Here is a 19,057-nt window from a genome sequence, read left to right as displayed (position 1 = left end):
AAATTATTAACTTTGACTCGTAAAAATTGAAAATGAACCAAAAGAAAATACTCTTAATAGACGATGAACTGGATATTTTAGAGATTCTGTCTTATAACCTGGAAAAGGAAGGCTACGATATTTATACCGCTACCAATGGTAACGAAGGAATAGAAAAAGCTAAAGAAATTATTCCGGACCTTATATTACTGGATGTGATGATGCCAGAAAAAGATGGTATCGAAACTTGCCAGGAACTTCGCAAAGTTAAAGAACTTCAAAAATCATTAATTGTTTTTCTTTCTGCAAGAAGTGAAGAATTTTCTCAATTAGCCGGTTTTCAGGCAGGAGCAAATGATTACATCGTAAAACTGATCAAACCAAAAATTCTTATTTCTAAAGTAAACGCCCTATTACAATTAACATCTCAGGTTTCTGACAATGCTAAATTAATTGAAATCGGAGACTTAATTATTGATAAAGATAATTTCAGAGTTTCTAAAGCCGGGCAGCAGTTTTTACTTCCTAAAAAAGAATTTGATCTGCTTTATCTTTTAGCATCTAACACTGAAAAAGTTTTCAAAAGAGAAGAAATTCTAGAGAAAGTTTGGGGTAATGATGTTATCGTTGGTGAAAGAACGATCGATGTTCATATCAGAAGATTGAGAGAGAAATTAGGAATTAATACCATTCAGACTCTAAAAGGAATAGGATATAAGTTGATCGTTTAATAACGAAATATCCTACCTTTACCCTACTAACCCATAAAAATTGTAAAATTGAAATTTTACAGGCTTACTCTTGTCGCATCATGTTTAATAACATTGGTGATGTTCTTATTGGTGATCATTTTTGATTCACTGAAAGATATTTATTATAAAACTCCTTTTTTCAAAATAGGACTTATCCTTTGTCTCGTTATTATCTTTATTGTTAATTATTTAGTCCTTGAATTGCTGTTTAATTACTACGGTAAAAAGCAGGTTCGTGGGCTTTCACAGCTTTTACCACAGGAGATTGTAAATAACAATGATGAAAATATTACCATTAAAGAATTAGGAGAAAGGTTTTCTGATCTTAATCAGCAGAAAGTTTCTGAGATCGATATGATGAAGGAAATGGAAAGCTATCGTAAAGAATATATTGGAAATGTTTCTCATGAGCTCAAAACGCCATTGTTTTCCATTCAGGGATATGTGGAAACCCTAAGAGATGGTGGGGTAGATAATTTAACCATCCGGGATAAGTATCTGGAAAGAATAGATATTTCTGTTGAAAGACTGATTGCTATTGTCACCGATCTGGATATGATTAACAGACTTGAAGCAGGAGAAATTAATCTTACAGTTTCAAGATTTGATGTGAATCTTTTGATAAAAGAAATTTTTGACCTTCTGGATCTTGAAGCTGAAAAACATAATACAACATTACAGATTCAAACCCTGCATCCACAGATTTTTGTAGAAGCAGATAAGCAAAAGATGTCTCAGGTTTTTATCAATCTGGTTTCCAATGCTATTCATTATGCTAACAGACAGGAGGCAAAGGTTGTTGTAAAAACAAGTGTCCTGAAGAACAAAGTCTTAATCGAGGTTATTGATAATGGGATGGGGATAAAATCGGAAATCTTACCAAGAATTTTCGAGAGATTTTATCGCGTAGAGACAAGTAGAAGCCGAAGAGAAGGTGGCTCTGGCTTAGGTTTGGCCATTGTAAAGCATATTCTTGAAGCCCATAAAGAAAATATTACAGTTGAAAGTGTGTACCTTGAAGGGACAAAATTCAGTTTTATGCTTGAAAAAAGCAAATAATCCTGGCAAAATGTAAGGAAAAAAAATATTTTAAAAAATCTTGAAATATTTTTTTGTGACATGTCATTTATTATATATTTGCAACAGAAATTTATCATAATAAATAAAGGCAAAAAGTAATTTAAAGACTGATATGGTTTACAAAATCCGCGTAATATTAGATGCGAAAGAAGATATTTTCCGTGATATCGAAGTAAAGGGAAAACAGACACTATGGAATTTACATCTAGGAATTAAGAGTGCGTTCAGCTTGCAAGGAGATGAGCTTTCAACTTTTAATTTACTGGAAGAAGATGGTACGATAGTAAAAAGTGTTCCACTAGAGGATATGAGTGATGATGGTGATGGCGAAATTATGTCAGATGTATATATTGATGAGGCTTTTGCAAAAGAAGGGGATAAAGCTCAATTCCAATATGGACTTCTGGATCTTTGGGAATTCTTCTGTGAGCTTGTTGAAGTAATTGAAGAAACAAAAGGAGTTAATTATCCAATTACAGTATACCGATTTGGAAATGTTCCTTTAAAAGCACCAAGTAAAAGTGGAAATGGGGGTGCATCTAAAAAGAAATCGGCTATGCCTCTGATGGACGACGAATTCAATTTTGACGATGATTTTGGAAGCGGTGATAGCTTTGCTGATGAAGATGACAACTTTGATGATGAGGAAGAAGAAGACTATAACGATGATGTCTTCGATGAGGAAGATGATAATGAAGAAGTATAAGATTTATACACTATTAAAAATATACAGTCCTGGATTTATATCCGGGACTTTTTTATGCTTGAACCTAAACAAAAGATAGAACAATAAATTTGCTTTTCTGCTTTTTATATTAATCATCCGAACAATTCCTATTTTTGTTAAAACGGGATTAATGAAAAAAATAATTTTATTAGCAATTATTGGCTTAGGAATTGTTTCCTGTGCTATACAAAATACAAATAAGACAATGGATTTACCCAGAGATTGGAAGCATTCTACTAATATTTATGAAGTCAATATAAGACAATACACTAAGGAAGGAACTTTTAAAGCATTTGAAAAAGAAATGCCGCGCCTAAAATCAATGGGAGTGAAGGTACTCTGGTTTATGCCTATTACTCCAATTGCCCAGCAAAATAAAAAAGGAAGCTTAGGAAGTCCTTATGCAGCTGCAGATTACACTTCTATTAATTCGGAGTTCGGTACAATCAATGATTTCAAGCATATGGTGAATGAGGCACATCGATTAGGGTTTAAGGTGATCATTGATTGGGTTGCCAATCATACAGGGTGGGACCATATCTGGACAAAAACACATCCTGAATTTTATTTAAAAGATCCTGATGGAAAGTTTCACATTGCTTCAGGAATGGATGATATCATTGAACTTGACTATAAAAATCAAGAGATGCGAAAAGCAATGATTGATGCAATGAAATTTTGGGTTAAAGAAACAAATATCGACGGTTTCAGATGTGATCTTGCTTCGTGGGTTGAAGTTGATTTCTGGGTGCAGGCACGTCCTGAAGTGGAGACCATCAAACCGCTTTTCTGGTTAGGCGAGTTTGATGAATTGGAAAGTCCCGAATATGGAAAGGTTTTCGATGCGAGTTATTCATGGAAATGGATGCACACATCTGAAGACTATTATAAGAAGGATCTTCCATTACAGGATTTAAAAGACTTGCTGATTAAATATTCTAATATTGGGGACTCTTCAATGCGGGCATGGTTTACCAGCAACCATGATGAGAATTCATGGAATGGAACAGAGTATGAAAAGTATGGAGTCATCACCAAACCAATGGCTGTTTTCTCAGCAACATGGAATGGTATTCCTTTATTGTATTCCGGACAGGAGCTGCCTAATATGAAACGATTGGAGTTTTTCGAAAAGGATGCTATAGAATGGACAAACAATTATCAGGTTGCAGATTTTTACAGGACATTATTGGAGTTGAAATCTTCAAATTCGGCCTTAAGAGGTGGGGATGCAAACGTTATAACCTATCTTCTGAATACAACGGCTAATGATAAAATTTTAGCCTATATCAGGAAGAATGATAAAGATGAGGTTTTAGTTATTTTAAACATGTCAAAAGAAGATGTAAATTTCAGTATTCAGGATGAAAACCTGTCAGGAACATTTAGAAATGTATTTGATGGAACAAAAATGGACTTTAATACAGGTAAAGATTTTAATTTTAAAGTTTCTGATTACAAAGTGTTTGAAAAATGAAATTTTAAGCTATTGAAATTCTGGCTTAAAATATAAAAAAGATTGATTATATTTAAGTTTATAATACCAATAGAAGTGGGCTCCGGCCTGCTTTTTACATCAAGTAAATACAGGATCTAGTTAATTGTAAAATGAATAAGAAAGAAATATTAAATATTATAAAAACAAAACTCTCAGAGAGAATTCAAAAGTTTGAAACCCTAATTGCTGAAACCCGGGCTTCAAATAATGAAACCAAGAGTTCAATGGGGGACAAGTATGAAACCAGTCGTGAAATGGTTCAGCAGGAAATCAATAATCTTCAAAGACAGCTTAATGAATCTTTAAATCAGCAGACTATTCTTCAGAAAATAAGTTCAGATGAATCTTCCAAAGTACAGAACGGAGCATTAGTGAAGACCGATAAAGGATTGTTTTATATTTCCGTACCTGTTGGAGAAATTGTATCTGAAAATCAGAAAATAATGACCGTTTCTGTAGAATCTCCGCTGGTAAAAGCAATGTTTGGCAAGAAAATAGCAGAGAAGTTTGATATTAATAATATTGATCAAACTATTGAAAATATCTGGTAAGCTATGAAATTGAAATACATTGTATGTGGTCTTTTACTTATAATTGCAAACTCCCTTGCATTGGCTCAGGTGAGGGCTCATGTTTCAGGTAAATCATATGATTTAAATCTGTTGATATTACTACGGGAGGTGTCATCATTACAATTGATGACGAAGGATCAGTTGCAGGGTTTAATTCAATTTCCAATGGGAATGTTGATTATTATGATGATCAGTATTTCGACCGTGAAAATATAGGCAAAATCAAGAAAATAGGGAATATTGGGATCATTTTGATAATGAAAAAGAGGGTAAAGTAAAAAGCATAGGGAATATCGTTATAGATTATTGGGATCGTTTTGACAAGGAAAAAACCGGTAAAGTAAAAAAGATTGGCAGCATATCTATAGATTATTGGGATCATGATATTATAGACAACAGTAAATTTGGGAAATTGAAATCAATCGGAAACATGGCGATTGATTATGGCGGAAAAGAAATTATAGATCAGAGTAAGTATAAAAAACTGATAAAATTCGGACCCGTCACTTTAGATTATTGGAATGATACCATAATGAATAAAAATAAATTTGGAAAAGTGAAATCAGTAGAAGGGAATTCTCAGGAAGTTGCGGTTGTTATACGGTAATTTATCTAGAAAATCTTCAGAAATTAATGATTGATTTCTAAGGAGTCCTATAGGTTTAAACATATAAAAGAATAACATTAAACCATTGTGAAATTATTTTTCACAACGGTTTTTTTATTAACTTTGAAGTCTCTTATAATTTATCAAAAACACATAAATTAAAATTTTCAAAATGCAAAATTACTTAGACCTTTTACAGCATATCCTGGATAATGGAACAGACAAAACAGATCGAACAGGAACCGGAACAAGAAGTGTTTTCGGATATCAGCTGAGATATGATTTATCAAAAGGTTTTCCTTTGGTAACAACCAAGAAGGTGCATTTGAAATCTATAATTTATGAATTACTATGGTTCTTAAAAGGAGATACTAATGTTCAATATTTAAATGATCATGGGGTAAGCATCTGGGATGAATGGGCCAATGAAAATGGAGATTTAGGTCCCGTTTACGGAGCACAATGGAGAAGCTGGAGTGGAGCAGATAATAAGATAGTGGACCAGATTTCAGAGGTAATTGATCAGATCAAAAAAAATCCGGATTCCAGAAGGCTGATCGTTTCTGCATGGAATGTAGCAGAAATTCCAAATATGGCTTTAGCACCTTGTCATGCATTATTTCAGTTTTATGTAGCAGACGGAAAGTTATCTTTACAACTTTATCAAAGAAGCGCTGATGTTTTCCTTGGAGTTCCTTTTAATATTGCTAGCTATGCTTTATTATTGATGATGGTAGCGCAGGTTTGTGATCTCGAAGTGGGGGATTATGTTCACAGTTTTGGTGATGTTCATATTTACAATAACCATTTTGAACAGGTAAACAGACAACTTTCAAGAGATCCAAAACCACTTCCTACAATGAAATTGAATCCAGAAATTAAGAATATATTCGATTTTAATTTTGAAGATTTTACGTTGGAAAATTACGACCCACATCCGGGAATTAAAGCGCCTGTTGCGATTTAATGACTTTCTCTAAAATTTCCATTATCCTAATTTCTGTGATTTTTCTTTTTAGTTGTAAAAAAGAGAAAGATCCGGTTTATTCTGAACTTTTAATAGAAAATTGGGATAATTCTAAAGATGCTGTTTTTGATACATTGCGAGTGCCCCAGCATTTGAGAGATATCGTTAAACATATTTCAATAATCAATACCTATCAAACTGGGGACATAGGGAAAGGAACAGAAAAACCTGCCAATGCTGAAAATTTTAAAAAATTAGTTGAGCTGGCTTCGGAAGACGAACTATTATCACTAATTAATAATAAAAACATAACTGTAGCTGTGTATGCCTCAGTAGGACTTTTAGAAAGAAAACCAGAGCTTATTGACAAAGTGTTTTCGAACTTCTTAAATCTAAAAACTAAAGTTCATACAAAATATGGTTGTATAATTGGGGATCAGAATCCTGCAGAACCTTTATATCGCAAATATCTTTACGCTATACCCGGGAAGAACGGGCAATCTGATCAGTTGTTGAAAAAGCTTGATAGCATCATTATTTTTAATCCAAATTCGCCGAGAAGCCTTTTACTAGAGGTATTTAGATATAAAAATTATCCTAAAAATTACCGAAAAAGAATTGAGACTTTAGCTTTTAAAAATCATGAAATTTTTGCGGCTATTTACCTAAGTCATTGGCATAAAGGGGACTATATTGATGCCTTGCAAAAGGAATTCATCTCAATCATTAAAAATGATACTTTAGTTGGTGTTTCAAAGGATATATATCTAAAAGAACTGCTGTCTTTCAGAAATCCCTTAAACAAAGAATTTATTCTTAATTACATTAAAAAAGATACCCTTTTCAGTGATGAAATTGAAATCAGAAGAGAATTAGAAGCAAATGATATTTTTCCTGATGAATATCCGACCAGATAAAGGTTTAGATATGTAACAAGTCCCTTTCTTTCACTACTTATTAATGAAATGTCATTAGTATGTTGAAAAAAATACTTTTTTGTGTTTCTATTGGAGTTTTCAGTTTAAATTTCGGTCAAAATATTAACAAAGAAAAACTTGATAGCTACTTTAAAACTTTAGATAAAGAGCATAGAGTAATGGGTAGTTTTGCCATTGCAGACCATGGAAAAGTAATCTACACCAATACGATTGGATTTTCCGATGTTGAAAGTAATAAAAAAGCTGATATCAATACCATTTACAGAATAGGCTCTATAACGAAAACTTTCACAGCAGTTTTGATTATGAAAGCAGTAGAAAGTAAAAAACTCACTCTCGACACCAGACTAAGTCAGTTTTTTCCTCAAATAAAGAATGCCGAAAAGATCAAAATAGAATATCTTTTAGATCACAGAAGTGGAATTCATAACTTCACTGATGATGGTCTGTATATGACCTACTATCTGCAGCCCATTTCACAGGAAAAACTCATCGATATTATTCAGAAAGCAGGTTCGGATTTTGAACCGGGCAGTAAATTTAGTTACAGTAATTCAAATTATTCTTTACTCGGCTTTATTTTAGAGAAAGTTTATAAAAAATCTTACACTCAGTTAATTGAAGAATACATCACCGCACCCTTGCAATTAAAATATACTAAAGTAGGTGGCAAAATAGAGCCTTCGAAAAATATGGCTAATTCATATACTTATCAAAATAATAATTACGTGAAAAGTCCTGAAACAGATATGTCTGTCCCTCTTGGTGCAGGAAACTTAGTTTCTACACCCTCCGAGCTAATCACCTTCATGGATGGTTTAGTTTCAGGGAAGCTTATTTCAAAAGAAAGTCTGGGAAAAATGCGTAATTTTAAAGAACATTACGGTTTTGGATTGACTGAAGTTCCTTTTGAAGGGAAAATGGGTTTTGGACATAATGGAGGAATCGATCATTTTAGTTCGGTAATATCATATTTTCCGGATGGTGAGAAGTCTTTTGCAATGATTAGTAATCAAAGTAATTTTGGAAATGAAAATATTTCTACAGCAGCTTTGAGTGCTGCCTATGGAAAAGATTTTGAAATTCCGAGTTTCACAGTGATTAGTGTTCCTGAAAATGAACTGCAGCAATTTATTGGAACTTATGCCACGAAAGAGATGCCTATGAAAATTAATATTTTTGTTAAAGATAAAGTATTAATGGCTCAGGCAACAGGGCAAGGAGCTTTTCCTTTAGAAGCAACTTCCAAAACAAGTTTTAAATTTGATACAGCTGGAATTGTCATTGATTTTAATCCAGCCAAAAAGGAATTTATACTCTCGCAGGGTGGTAATAAAATTATATTTGTAAAAGAATAACACAATGAAATATTTAAAAATAAATACAGATCAAAAAATAGACCTCGAACTATTACAAAATGCCATCCTTCAATTGAAGGGCGTAGATTCAGTAGAGATCATTGATGAAGAAAACCCAGAAAGTGAACTTAAAAAAGCTTTTGCTAAAACTAAAGAACAGCTTAAAAAAGGGGATTACGAAACATTAGTCAATGATATTTTCGAGATAATAACTAAAAATAATTCTAAAAAATAATGAAAAAGGCCATTTTATCGATTGCTTTATTAGGAATTTTCTTTTCTGCTCATGTATCAGCACAAACTGAAATGTCAGGAAGAGAAAAAGTATACAGAGCAACACACACTAAAGTAACGGAACTAAAACATACCAAACTTAAAGTAAATTTTGATTATCAGAAAGAACAGATGGGTGGTGAAGAGTGGCTTACTGCTTCACCTTATTTTTATCCCACAAATCAATTGGTTCTGGAAGCTAAGAGTATGCTGATTCATGAAGTGGCTTTAGATAACAACGGTAAAAGATCTCCTTTAAAATATGAATATAAAGATGATGTTTTAACTATTAATTTAGATAAAACATACCAGAAGGATCAGGATTATACGGTTTATATTAAATATACATCGCGCCCAAATGAAGTAAAACAAGAGGGTAGTGCAGCAATTAATGATGCAAAAGGGTTGTATTTTATTAATGCCCAGGGAAAAGATCCTGATAAACCAATTCAGATCTGGACTCAGGGTGAAACCGAGTCTTCTTCAGCTTGGTTCCCAACAATTGATAAACCCAATCAGAAAACCACTCAGGAAATTTATATGACCGTTCCTGATAAATATGTTACCCTTTCCAATGGAATTTTAAAAGACTCACAGAAAGAATCAAATGGACAGAGAACGGATCACTGGGTTATGGATAAAAGACATTCTACTTATCTGTTTTTTATGGGAGTTGGAGATTATGCTATCGTAAAAGACAAATGGAAAAATATTCCGGTGGATTATTACATAGAAAAGGAATATGAACCTTATGCAAAACAGATCTACGGAAATACTCCGGAGATGATCGAGTTTTTCTCTAAGAAAATGGGTTATGATTACCCTTGGGCAAAATATGCGCAGATTTCCGGGAGGGATTATGTAAGTGGAGCTATGGAAAATACTACGGCAACACTTCATGGAAGTGATATCTTACAAAAACCGGGACAGCTGATTGATGAGAATAAATGGGAAGATACTATTGCTCACGAATTATTCCACCATTGGTTTGGAGATCTTGTGACAGCAGAAAGCTGGAGTAATCTTACAGTAAACGAATCTTTCGCCAACTATTCAGAGTACTTATGGAACGAATATAAATATGGTAAAGATCAGGCAGATTATCATCAGATGAGCGATGTGAATATGTATATTCATAATCCTACTGATTTTAAGAAAAATCTTGTTCGATTTAATTATGATTCCCGTGAAGATGTTTTTGACCTTGTAACCTATCAGAAAGGTGGTGGAATCCTTCACATGTTGAGAAATTATTTAGGGGATGATGCATTCTTTGCCGGAATGAATGATTACCTGAAGACCAATGAATATAAAAATGGGGAAGCACATCAGCTAAGACTTTCTTTTGAGAAAGTTTCGGGAAAAGATTTGAACTGGTTTTTTAATCAGTGGTATTTTGGTAGCGGAAATCCAAAGTTGAACTATTCTTATACATTTGAACCTGTTAAAAAGCAGGTTACTTTGGTGATCAACCAAACCCAGGATCAACTATTTGAATTCCCATTGGCTCTTGATGTATATGATAACGGAAAACCTAAAAGATATAATGTCTGGGTAAATGCTGAAGGTAAGAATACATTTAATTTTGATGTTTCAAAAACTCCTGATTTGATCAATATCAATGCTGATGGAGTATTGGTGTCTGAGATTACAGAGACAAAAACTCCTGAACAGAATTTAATGCAATTCACAAACTCTAAAGAATTTAAGAGCAGATATAGTGCATTGAAAGCAATTAAGGATCAGGTTGGTAAAAATCCGGCTGCAACAAGGTTATTGTCTGCTGCTTTAAAAGATCCTTACTTCAGGGTACGAATGAAAGCATTGGAATTAATGGATCTATCCAATCCTGAGCAATCAAAAGCTTTAGCTGCGGATGTGGAAAAATTGGCAACCAATGATCCAAAAACTTTAGTGCAGGGTGCTGCTGTTGCTGCTTTAGCAAAAACAAAGGATAAGAAATATATTCCGATTTTTGAAAAAGGAGTGAATGCTGTTTCTAACTCAGTAAAAGGAAACTCTCTATCAGCATTAGTTACTGTTGATCCTTCTAAAGTTAATACATTAGCAGATAAGATTGATTTAAAAGGAGCTTCCGATGATTTATTGGCACAGTTGCTACCTATTGTGGTCAAAAATAAAGTAACTTCTCAAATGGCTAATATTGCTCCTATTGCAGCTTTTTATCCATTTATTAAATTCCAGAACCCGGAATTAGGAAAGTCTGCAGAAGACGGCTTCAACTGGATCATGACTTCAAATGATCTTAAAGCTACAGAAAGCATTACCAAATTGTTGGGGCAGGCAAAAGGTCAGGTTGCTCAAAATCCTCAAGCTAAGATGATGATCTCTCAAATGTTGAAAGATGGTCTTAGTAAAAAAATGGAATTATTGAAGCAAAACCCACAAAATGCAGCAAGCATTAATAAGCAAATAGATGCCATAAACAAAAGCATCGAAGATTATAAATAAACTTGTAATTCCAGCTAATAGAAAAGCACTTCCATTGTGAAGTGTTTTTTTTGTTTTCGGAAATATTGTGGTTGATTTTTAAAAACAAGATAATATAAGAGTAATAAAACGGGTGCTTTTTTTTAAATTCGTATAAAATTTGAATACTATGAGTTTTGGAATAGAAGCGGCGAGTTACTATGCACCTTCTTTATATTTGGAAATAAAAGATTTAGCTGAAGTAAGAGGAATTGAACCTGCAAAATTAGAAAAAGGTTTAGGATTAAATAAAATGGGCTTTCCTGATGTTCATGAAGATGCAGCTACTTTTGCCGCCGAGGCGTTATTGAAATTAATAAGAGATTACCATCTTGACCCTAAAAATATAGCTAGAATTTATCTGGGAACTGAAAGTGCATTAGATGCTGCGAAGCCAACAGCATCTTACGCAATGCAGATGGTTGAAAAAGTGCTGGAAAAAGATTATGGTGAAAGGTGTTTTAACAACTGCGATGTGGTTGATATGACATTTGCTTGTGTTGGCGCTGTAGATGCACTACATAATTCTCTGGATTTTGTAAGAGTAAACCCTGATAAAAAAGCAATTGTTATTGCCAGTGATTATGCAAAATATGAATTGGCTTCTTCTGGTGAATATACGCAAGGTGGAGGAGCGGTAGCTTTATTAGTTTCTTCCCAACCGGATCTGTTAGAAATTGAAAATCTATGGGGAGTAGCCACAGAAAGTGTTTTCGATTTTTTCAAACCCAGACGTCACTATAAAAAAGAAAATCTGAAAGATGCCCCGGAATCCTTTTCTGATAAGATAGAAATATTCATGGATGAACCTGTTTTTGATGGACAGTATTCTAATCAGTGTTATCAGGATCGGATCAGAGAAGCTTATCATCATTATAAAGAAATTAGTGGCAAGGATAAACCTTATACAGACTGGAGGTATTTGATCTTCCATCTTCCCTATGCATTTCATGGTAAAAGGGTGTTTACAGAAATTTACAGTTTAGAAAATGGCCTGAGCTACGAAACTCAGGAAGACCAAAAGGCAGTAGCCAAATCTGAAAGTTATCTACAATTCATCAATGAGAAAATTGAAAAGACACAACGTGCATCTTCCGAAATAGGAAATATGTATACAGCATCCATCTTTATGGCATTACTCTCTGCTTTACAAACTTCTTATAATGAAGATGAAGATCTGACAGGAAAAGAAATAGGATTTCTAGGCTATGGAAGTGGATCAAAATCTAAAGTATTTACAGGAAAGGTTTCTGCAAACTGGACAAAAGTTGTTTCCAAATGGAATTTATTTGAAAGCTTGAAAAATAGAACTCCAATTAATTTCGAAATCTATGAAAAACTACATAGAAAACAATTGGACCAATCCATTAATCAAAATTATAAAGGGTTTGGATTAGACTCAGTTGAACTTGAAAATCCATTATCGAAAGGAGCGAGATATTATACCTATCAGAGCTAAGTTATTATTTAAAGTACTCATTAAAAACATCTCTATTCAGAGGTGTTGTTTATGCAGAATACAATTGTGCCTGTAAAAAGAGGATTAAGTTAGTGCGGGACGTTTCAAAGGATGGCTAAAATTTATGTATTATCTGTAAATGTTGAAATAGACGCTGTTCCCGATATAGATGTTAATTTTAACAGAACAATGTCAGCTGATAGATTTATTAAATTAAAGTCAATATTACAAAAATAAGATTATGAATTATTATTATGCAATCATTGTAGTTGTTTTATGCATTCTACTCACTTTTAGTTGTACAGATAAAAAGGATAAAAGCCTCCGTGATTTTAATGATTATTCTTTTGATACTCTATTGAGTGGAGAAGGATTGTATAATATTGGATATGAATTCAATATAGATGGGAAATATTATGTAGACAAAAAGTATAATTTTATTTATCAGACTCAAGATTTAAATAATAAAAATATTTTAATTCCAAATACTTTTTCAAATAATCAATTTCCTATTTATTGGAGAGAAACTAATCTTCCTTTTAGAATTATAAAAAAAGCTAATAGTGACACTTTGATTATTATAAAGGATAATAAAAAGTTCATTTTTAAAAGGAAAAAAAATGTTAATTAAAAGTTTAAAACCAGTGCTTTGTACTGGTTTTTTAATAATTCTTTAAAACACTTGAAATAAAGTATTATTTCCCAACTTCAGTCCAACTCCTAAAAAGCCCCGACCACGCCGCCACCTCACTCCCTTTCTTCCCCATTCCCCAACCATGCCCACCATTCTGAAACAAATGCATTTCAACAGATACATTTCCTTTCTTTAAGGCATTATTCATTAGTGTACTATTCTCCACAGGAGAAATAGGGTCATCAATTGCCTGAGCTAAAAATGTAGGTGGAGTCTGAGCATTCACTTGTCTTTCCACTGAGAATGCAACTTCTTCAGAAATAGAAGGATTAGTTCCAAGAATACTTTTAAAAGCGTGGGTTTTATTATTGGGTGGAAGCATTGAAATAACCGGATAGATCAATCCTACAAAATCTGGTCTTGCGGATAGAGAATCTATAGCATCGATGGGTGTATAAAATTTTTTATTAGGCTGTGTTGCGATCATTCCAGCCAGATGTCCTCCTGCTGAAAACCCTAGAATTCCTATTTTGTGAGGATCAATTTCATAGTTTTTAGCCGAGCTTCTGATCAGTCGCATGGCTCTTTGAGCATCCTCAAAAGGAACATTAGTAGTCTTCCAACCTTCTTGTGGTAGCCTATAAATAAGTTCAAAAGCTGTAATTCCTTCTGACTGCAACCATTTCGATGTTGGAGTACTTTCTTTTCCTAATTCAATATGAGCATACCCGCCGCCACTGATGACCAATATAGCTGTGCCGTTTGGGCTTTCAGGACGATGGACAATTAATCTTGGTGTAGATATATTGGTAAGTGATCCTTTATAGGTTATTATTTCTGCTCCTCTTGTACCGGATTGATCGGGTATTCTATTTTTTGGCCATAAAGAGATCTGCTGTAAATCAGAGGAGATCTGAAACTTTCTTCCGGAAGTTTGAGAATTGTACATATTGCTTAAAAAAAGTAATAGGCTGACAGTAATATTTAAAAGTTTCATACAGCGTATTTCTAAAAGATAAAGAAGAAGTGATAGTAGTGCTATTAATTTAATCAAAAAAAATAATCTTATTCTGATAGCTCTTAGGTGTCACACCCACCAATTGTTTAAATACCCTTGTAAAATAATTGGTATCCGAAAAACCAGTTTGATAAGCGGTCTCTTTAATACTGTTTTGACCAGCCAGTAACTCTTTTGCTCTGTTGATTCGTTCCTGAAGAATGAAATCATTGGGCGAAGTCCCTAATTCATCTTTAAACATTTTAAAAAAGTTCGATTTGCTGACATAAGCCAGTTTTGCAATACTGTCAATGGATAATTTCTGATGAAGATTTTTTTTGATATAATCTACAGCAAAACCTATCCTCGATTTATTTTTAGCAATATTTTTCTCCACCATACTTCTGGCTTGAGTTTGCATGAGTCGTATCAAAAGTTCTTTTAAAGCAAAGTCCGCCATAATATCTTTTTGAGAATTATCATCCATGGCGATTCTCATAATGTTGTTGGTAGCAGACGCAAGAGATTTATTGTTAAAAAGAAAATATTCGTCCAATTGAATATTCCATTGGGAAGTTTCATCTACTTTAGGCAGAGTATAATTTAAATGATTGAGCGAATCTTCTATAAAATCAGGATTTAAACTTAAAGAAATACATTGTGAGGGCGTTTCATCCGCTTCAGGAAAATCAATAACCATTGTTTCTCCCGGAGCAACTAATATACTTTCCCCTGGAAAATAATCAAAATAGCCTGTTTTGTTTTCCAGCTTCATGTGTTTTTTTCCTCTCAACATAGCCGTAAAAGCAATGGTGTCAAAATGAAGTTTTACATCAAAGGCTGCTTTATGGGTTTCATAGATGCTAAATTCACAGTTGTTTAGATTGAATTTCGTTTGATTTTCAACTAGGCTCATCAGCTGATTTTCTTTTTTCAGTTCAGGAGTATTTAATAAAAATTTATTATTGTTCATTTCTAAACATGTTTAAGGCCCATTCTATCAAATATAAGAAAATATAAAATGAGGGTATTGTTAAAAAAGTATAAAATTCGGGTCGTGCACTATTTTGAAGTTTTTTTATAGGATTGTGCTATTGGTTGTTGGTTCGGAAGTGTAATTTGGCTTTACAGAAAAATTAAAATAAATACTAATATGAGCACAATAACAGAACAAAAATCAGAAACTACTTTACAGTGGCCTGAGTTCAAAAGTAAATATGATAATTATATCAACGGTCAGTTTACAGCTCCGGTTAACGGACAATATTTTGATGTGGTATCACCGGTTAATGGAAAAAACTTCACACAGGCAGCCCATTCCTCCAAAGAAGATTTGGAGCTTGCTGTAGACGCTGCTCATAAAGCATTTCAAACGTGGAAAAATACCTCGTCTACTGAGAGAAGTATTATGCTGAATAAAATTGCAGATAGAATAGAGCAGAATCTTGAATATCTTGCCATAGTAGAAACAATTGACAATGGGAAAGCGGTAAGAGAAACTCTTGCAGCAGATTTACCTCTTGCAGTAGATCATTTCCGCTATTTTGCGTCTGTCGTTCGTGCTGAAGAAGGTTCACACAATGAACTGGATAAAGATACCGTTTCTCTTATCGTTCATGAACCTTTGGGAGTAATCGCACAGATCATTCCATGGAACTTTCCTTTATTGATGGCTATTTGGAAATTGGCTCCGGCATTAGCTGCTGGAAACTGTGTGGTTTTAAAACCTGCAGAAAGCACCCCGATTTCTATTATGGTTTTAATGGAAATTATTGGCGATCTATTACCTGCGGGTGTTGTAAACATTGTAAACGGTTTTGGTGCAGAACTAGGAAGAGCTTTAGTGACAAATCCTAAAGTTTCAAAAGCGGCCTTTACAGGTTCTACAGCTACGGGTCGTTTGGTAATGCAGTATGCTACAGAAAATATTATTCCTGTTACATTGGAACTTGGTGGGAAATCTCCGAATGTCTTTTTCAGTTCTGTAATGGCTGCTGATGATGAATTCCTGGATAAAGCAATAGAAGGGGCGGTTCTTTTTGCACTTAATCAGGGTGAAATATGTACATGTCCTTCAAGATTATTGGTTCAGGAAGATATTGCAGATGCATTTATTGAAAAAGTAATTGAAAGAGTAAAAGCTATTAAAGTTGGGAATCCTTTGGATAAAACAGTAATGATGGGAGCTCAGGCTTCCCAGATTCAAAAAGATAAGATCTTATCCTATATTAAATTAGGAAAAGAAGAAGGTGCAGAAATTCTTGTGGGTGGGGATGTAAATAATGTTGGCGAAGGTTTAGAAAGTGGATATTATATCCAACCCACAATTTTCAAAGGAAACAACAGGATGAGAATCTTTCAGGAAGAAATCTTTGGACCTGTTTTGGCTTTCACCACTTTCAAGGATGAAGAAGAAGCTGTAAAAATTGCGAATGATACTATTTATGGCCTTGGAGCGGGAGTTTGGACGCGAGATGCCCATCAATTGTATAACATTCCACGTCAGATTCAGGCAGGAAGAGTTTGGGTAAATCAATATCATTCTTATCCGGCAGGAGCGCCATTTGGAGGATATAAACAATCGGGAATTGGTAGAGAAAATCATAAAATGATGTTGGATCACTATCGCCAGACAAAAAATATGCTGATCTCTTACAACAAAAATAAATTAGGTTTCTTTTAATTTTTTAAATATTAGGGCGTGCCCGTTTGTCCCGCTTTAACAGCGGGACAAAACGGTCGGGCTATGCAGGGCTTCACTTCGTTTCGGTGCTTCATTTCATTTCGCACCGGCTCGTTCCTCGCCGCCCTTACTATCCCTCACGCAAAATTGTAATGTTAATGCTTTTTCAGTATTATTTTAGAATCATATAAATTGGTGAACCCAATTAATATTTTAAGTTAATATAGCCTGACAGGACTTGTTTTGTCAGGTTTATTTAACTTTATAAGAGATAGCTATACTAATGGGAAGTGCGTCTTAAAAACAGAAAAATACACCTTGCAATTAATTCAAAACTAAAAAAATGGAAACAAAAATATCCAGATTGTCTGCTACAGAAAAAGCACTTGAAGTCATTTGGGAATTAGAAAAGAAATATGGTGATCTCATGTTCTATCAAGCTGGTGGATGTTGTGAAGGAACCCAGCCCCAATGTTTTGAAAAAGGCGGTTTCTATCCACGGATGAATGATGCAATGATTGGAACCATCAACGGCCATGAATTTTGGATCGATCGCGATCTGTTCGAATACTGGAAGTACTCCCACTTTACATTAGATGTTACAGATGGTTTTGGTCCGGGAGGTTTTTCTTTGGAAACACCATTAGGTAAAACCTTTAAAGTAGAATATAAACTTTTCACTCCTGAAGAATATGAAAACCTGGAACCAGTGAAGCGCAGTGAATAAGATCTTAACAACAGAAATAAAATCTGCTCGATCTGCAAAATCTGCTCGAGTTTAATATAAATCCTCTTAGAAATATTTTAACAGAAATCTTTCAGCTATCGACCTTCACAAACCGATTTACAAACATAGCTGCGACGACATTACCGACAGCGTTTAAAACTGTAGCCAAGGGATCTACCAATGTTCCAATAATCATTACCGCAGGAATTGCTTCATGTGGCAATTTGTAAACAGAAATCATCAGCAGCTCACCAATATAGCCACCATTAGGAATTCCACCTTCTACAATACTTACAAAAACAGTAATCCCCAGTGCTAAAATCAGATTTGAGGGTTCGAAAAAGTCCTTTCCAATGATTAAAAATGCTACATAGATCTTAATAATTGAAGATATAGAAGAACCATTTTTATGTAAAGTAGTGCCGATCGGAATAACAAGATTGGCTATTGAGGTTGGAATACCAATTTTTGAAGCAGCCTGTAAATTCGCAGGCATTGTTGCAAAACTACTGCAGGTACTTAATGCAGTCAGTGTAGGATAGGGAGCGTTCTTCCAGAAACTCTTAACTCCATTTCGTCCATTGGCCATGAAAGTATACAACGTGAAAAATATAAAGAAATAAATAGTCCCTACAATATAATAGATTCCCAGGGGTTTGCCATAAAATCCGAAAAGCTGAGGTCCGACAGTAGCTACCTGATAAGCAAAATAAGCTCCCAGACCTATTGGTGCTAGTTTCATAACAAGCATAAGCAATTCTTTCATCACTTCATATCCTGAAGCTATAAATGCTCTGAATGGTTTTCCGCTTTCACCGGTTTTTCTGGCCGCAAAACCAGTAAGAAAAGCAAATATCAACAAGGCAAGCATGTTTTTTCTGGAAAACAACTCTGTAAACTCACCCACGGTAAAGAAGCTGACAATCCTGTTACCCCAGGTCTCATTATCCGTTCCTTCAGATATGATCTGTGAACTTCCTGAAATAGGAGACATAGGAAAAAGATAAACAGCGCCAATGGTAAAAATAGCCGCAGTAAGTATAAAGAACAGAAAAGTAAATGACATCACAGCGATGATTTTTCCAAACTTTGACTGTTGTTCTAAAGAAGCTATTGAATTAGATACAGCAAAAAATACCAATGGAACAACACTCACAAAAAGTAAATTAAGGAAGATATCCCCAAGAGGTTTAATGTATCCAACAAATCCGGGTGCAGTAATGCCGATGATGCTTCCAACTATGATTCCTAATAGTAAAAGTAAAATTCCTGAGTAGTTTTTAAATACCTCTTTCATGCGCTGCTTTTTATCAAAG

The 19,057-nt window shown here is 34.2% G+C and carries 19 protein-coding genes; 16 read left to right on the top strand and 3 right to left on the bottom strand.

All coding sequences use genetic code 11. The annotated features are described in order from the left end of the window. Nucleotides 1-32: 32 nt before the first annotated feature. The 14 genes from J7E44_RS18520 to J7E44_RS18455 all read left to right on the top strand — a co-directional run bounded on the left by J7E44_RS18520 (nt 33) and on the right by J7E44_RS18455 (nt 13,331). Nucleotides 33-710: a response regulator gene (locus tag J7E44_RS18520; protein WP_214832248.1), complete on the top strand. Its 678-nt coding sequence runs from the start codon at nt 33-35 to the stop codon at nt 708-710. A gap of 48 nt (nt 711-758) precedes the next feature. Beyond that, on the top strand, nt 759-1,790 hold the full coding sequence (locus J7E44_RS18515; RefSeq protein ID WP_214832246.1) for a sensor histidine kinase: 1,032 nt from the start codon (nt 759-761) through the stop codon (nt 1,788-1,790). A 133-nt stretch (nt 1,791-1,923) separates the two neighbouring features. Further along, complete coding sequence (locus J7E44_RS18510; RefSeq protein WP_214832244.1) at nt 1,924-2,517, top strand: IS1096 element passenger TnpR family protein; 594 nt, start codon at nt 1,924-1,926, stop codon at nt 2,515-2,517. Nucleotides 2,518-2,668: 151 nt separating this feature from the next. After that, nucleotides 2,669-4,015: an alpha-amylase family glycosyl hydrolase gene (locus J7E44_RS18505; RefSeq protein ID WP_214832242.1), complete on the top strand. Its 1,347-nt coding sequence runs from the start codon at nt 2,669-2,671 to the stop codon at nt 4,013-4,015. A 131-nt stretch (nt 4,016-4,146) separates the two neighbouring features. Further along, nucleotides 4,147-4,587: a hypothetical protein gene (locus tag J7E44_RS18500; protein ID WP_214832234.1), complete on the top strand. Its 441-nt coding sequence runs from the start codon at nt 4,147-4,149 to the stop codon at nt 4,585-4,587. 3 nt (nt 4,588-4,590) lie between these two features. Continuing rightward, entirely contained in the window at nt 4,591-4,824 is a 234-nt protein-coding gene (locus J7E44_RS18495) for a hypothetical protein (protein ID WP_214832232.1), read from the top strand. A gap of 196 nt (nt 4,825-5,020) precedes the next feature. Next, complete coding sequence (locus tag J7E44_RS18490; RefSeq protein WP_214832230.1) at nt 5,021-5,215, top strand: hypothetical protein; 195 nt, start codon at nt 5,021-5,023, stop codon at nt 5,213-5,215. 172 nt (nt 5,216-5,387) lie between these two features. After that, the gene (locus J7E44_RS18485; protein ID WP_214832228.1) at nt 5,388-6,182 is read left to right on the top strand and encodes a thymidylate synthase; all 795 of its coding nucleotides are present in this window, start codon (nt 5,388-5,390) and stop codon (nt 6,180-6,182) included. A 35-nt stretch (nt 6,183-6,217) separates the two neighbouring features. Then, on the top strand, nt 6,218-7,099 hold the full coding sequence (locus tag J7E44_RS18480) for a hypothetical protein (protein ID WP_214832226.1): 882 nt from the start codon (nt 6,218-6,220) through the stop codon (nt 7,097-7,099). A 59-nt stretch (nt 7,100-7,158) separates the two neighbouring features. Then, nucleotides 7,159-8,478, top strand: a complete 1,320-nt coding sequence (locus J7E44_RS18475; RefSeq protein WP_214832224.1) for a serine hydrolase domain-containing protein — start codon at nt 7,159-7,161, stop codon at nt 8,476-8,478. A 4-nt stretch (nt 8,479-8,482) separates the two neighbouring features. Continuing rightward, nucleotides 8,483-8,713 (top strand): hypothetical protein, encoded by a 231-nt coding sequence (locus tag J7E44_RS18470; protein ID WP_214832222.1) that lies wholly within the window; start codon nt 8,483-8,485, stop codon nt 8,711-8,713. Beyond that, nucleotides 8,713-11,223 carry a M1 family metallopeptidase gene (locus tag J7E44_RS18465; RefSeq protein ID WP_214832220.1) on the top strand — a complete coding sequence of 837 codons (2,511 nt, stop codon included), beginning with the start codon at nt 8,713-8,715 and terminating at the stop codon, nt 11,221-11,223. Before J7E44_RS18470 ends, J7E44_RS18465 begins: the two co-directional genes overlap by 1 nt. Before the next feature lie 148 nt (nt 11,224-11,371). Next, nucleotides 11,372-12,700 carry a hydroxymethylglutaryl-CoA synthase family protein gene (locus J7E44_RS18460; protein WP_214832218.1) on the top strand — a complete coding sequence of 443 codons (1,329 nt, stop codon included), beginning with the start codon at nt 11,372-11,374 and terminating at the stop codon, nt 12,698-12,700. Nucleotides 12,701-12,941: 241 nt separating this feature from the next. Beyond that, nucleotides 12,942-13,331: a hypothetical protein gene (locus J7E44_RS18455; RefSeq protein ID WP_214832216.1), complete on the top strand. Its 390-nt coding sequence runs from the start codon at nt 12,942-12,944 to the stop codon at nt 13,329-13,331. A 64-nt stretch (nt 13,332-13,395) separates the two neighbouring features. Here J7E44_RS18455 and J7E44_RS18450 read toward each other — a convergent pair whose 3' ends face one another. Then, complete coding sequence (locus tag J7E44_RS18450; protein ID WP_214832214.1) at nt 13,396-14,331, bottom strand: alpha/beta hydrolase; 936 nt, start codon at nt 14,329-14,331, stop codon at nt 13,396-13,398. 49 nt (nt 14,332-14,380) lie between these two features. Next, nucleotides 14,381-15,304: a helix-turn-helix domain-containing protein gene (locus tag J7E44_RS18445; protein ID WP_214832212.1), complete on the bottom strand. Its 924-nt coding sequence runs from the start codon at nt 15,302-15,304 to the stop codon at nt 14,381-14,383. A 180-nt stretch (nt 15,305-15,484) separates the two neighbouring features. On the opposite strand from J7E44_RS18445, the gene J7E44_RS18440 reads away from it, so the two are divergent. Further along, nucleotides 15,485-17,014 (top strand): aldehyde dehydrogenase family protein, encoded by a 1,530-nt coding sequence (locus tag J7E44_RS18440; RefSeq protein WP_214832210.1) that lies wholly within the window; start codon nt 15,485-15,487, stop codon nt 17,012-17,014. A gap of 343 nt (nt 17,015-17,357) precedes the next feature. Then, on the top strand, nt 17,358-17,741 hold the full coding sequence (locus J7E44_RS18435) for a DUF779 domain-containing protein (protein ID WP_214832208.1): 384 nt from the start codon (nt 17,358-17,360) through the stop codon (nt 17,739-17,741). 91 nt (nt 17,742-17,832) lie between these two features. Here the strand turns inward: J7E44_RS18435 and J7E44_RS18430 are convergent, their stop codons facing one another. Beyond that, complete coding sequence (locus J7E44_RS18430) at nt 17,833-19,038, bottom strand: dicarboxylate/amino acid:cation symporter (RefSeq protein WP_214832206.1); 1,206 nt, start codon at nt 19,036-19,038, stop codon at nt 17,833-17,835. Between the last annotated feature and the right edge of the window lie 19 nt (nt 19,039-19,057).

Source organism: Chryseobacterium sp. ISL-6 (genome assembly GCF_018613715.1).
Taxonomy (GTDB): Bacteria; Bacteroidota; Bacteroidia; order Flavobacteriales; family Weeksellaceae; genus Chryseobacterium; species Chryseobacterium paludis.
This window is presented reverse-complemented; position numbering and strand designations above follow the sequence as displayed.

What these genes read in the sequence shown, in the direction of transcription:
- J7E44_RS18520 (WP_214832248.1), top strand. Translation starts at nt 33, where the DNA reads ATGAACCAAAAGAAAATACTCTTAATAGACGATGAACTGGATATTTTA.
- J7E44_RS18510 (WP_214832244.1), top strand. Translation starts at nt 1,924, where the DNA reads ATGGTTTACAAAATCCGCGTAATATTAGATGCGAAAGAAGATATTTTC.
- J7E44_RS18505 (WP_214832242.1), top strand. Translation starts at nt 2,669, where the DNA reads ATGAAAAAAATAATTTTATTAGCAATTATTGGCTTAGGAATTGTTTCC.
- J7E44_RS18500 (WP_214832234.1), top strand. Translation starts at nt 4,147, where the DNA reads ATGAATAAGAAAGAAATATTAAATATTATAAAAACAAAACTCTCAGAG.
- J7E44_RS18495 (WP_214832232.1), top strand. Translation starts at nt 4,591, where the DNA reads ATGAAATTGAAATACATTGTATGTGGTCTTTTACTTATAATTGCAAAC.
- J7E44_RS18485 (WP_214832228.1), top strand. Translation starts at nt 5,388, where the DNA reads ATGCAAAATTACTTAGACCTTTTACAGCATATCCTGGATAATGGAACA.
- J7E44_RS18475 (WP_214832224.1), top strand. Translation starts at nt 7,159, where the DNA reads ATGTTGAAAAAAATACTTTTTTGTGTTTCTATTGGAGTTTTCAGTTTA.
- J7E44_RS18470 (WP_214832222.1), top strand. Translation starts at nt 8,483, where the DNA reads ATGAAATATTTAAAAATAAATACAGATCAAAAAATAGACCTCGAACTA.
- J7E44_RS18465 (WP_214832220.1), top strand. Translation starts at nt 8,713, where the DNA reads ATGAAAAAGGCCATTTTATCGATTGCTTTATTAGGAATTTTCTTTTCT.
- J7E44_RS18460 (WP_214832218.1), top strand. Translation starts at nt 11,372, where the DNA reads ATGAGTTTTGGAATAGAAGCGGCGAGTTACTATGCACCTTCTTTATAT.
- J7E44_RS18455 (WP_214832216.1), top strand. Translation starts at nt 12,942, where the DNA reads ATGAATTATTATTATGCAATCATTGTAGTTGTTTTATGCATTCTACTC.
- J7E44_RS18450 (WP_214832214.1), bottom strand. Translation starts at nt 14,331, where the DNA reads ATGAAACTTTTAAATATTACTGTCAGCCTATTACTTTTTTTAAGCAAT.
- J7E44_RS18445 (WP_214832212.1), bottom strand. Translation starts at nt 15,304, where the DNA reads ATGAACAATAATAAATTTTTATTAAATACTCCTGAACTGAAAAAAGAA.
- J7E44_RS18440 (WP_214832210.1), top strand. Translation starts at nt 15,485, where the DNA reads ATGAGCACAATAACAGAACAAAAATCAGAAACTACTTTACAGTGGCCT.
- J7E44_RS18435 (WP_214832208.1), top strand. Translation starts at nt 17,358, where the DNA reads ATGGAAACAAAAATATCCAGATTGTCTGCTACAGAAAAAGCACTTGAA.
- J7E44_RS18430 (WP_214832206.1), bottom strand. Translation starts at nt 19,038, where the DNA reads ATGAAAGAGGTATTTAAAAACTACTCAGGAATTTTACTTTTACTATTA.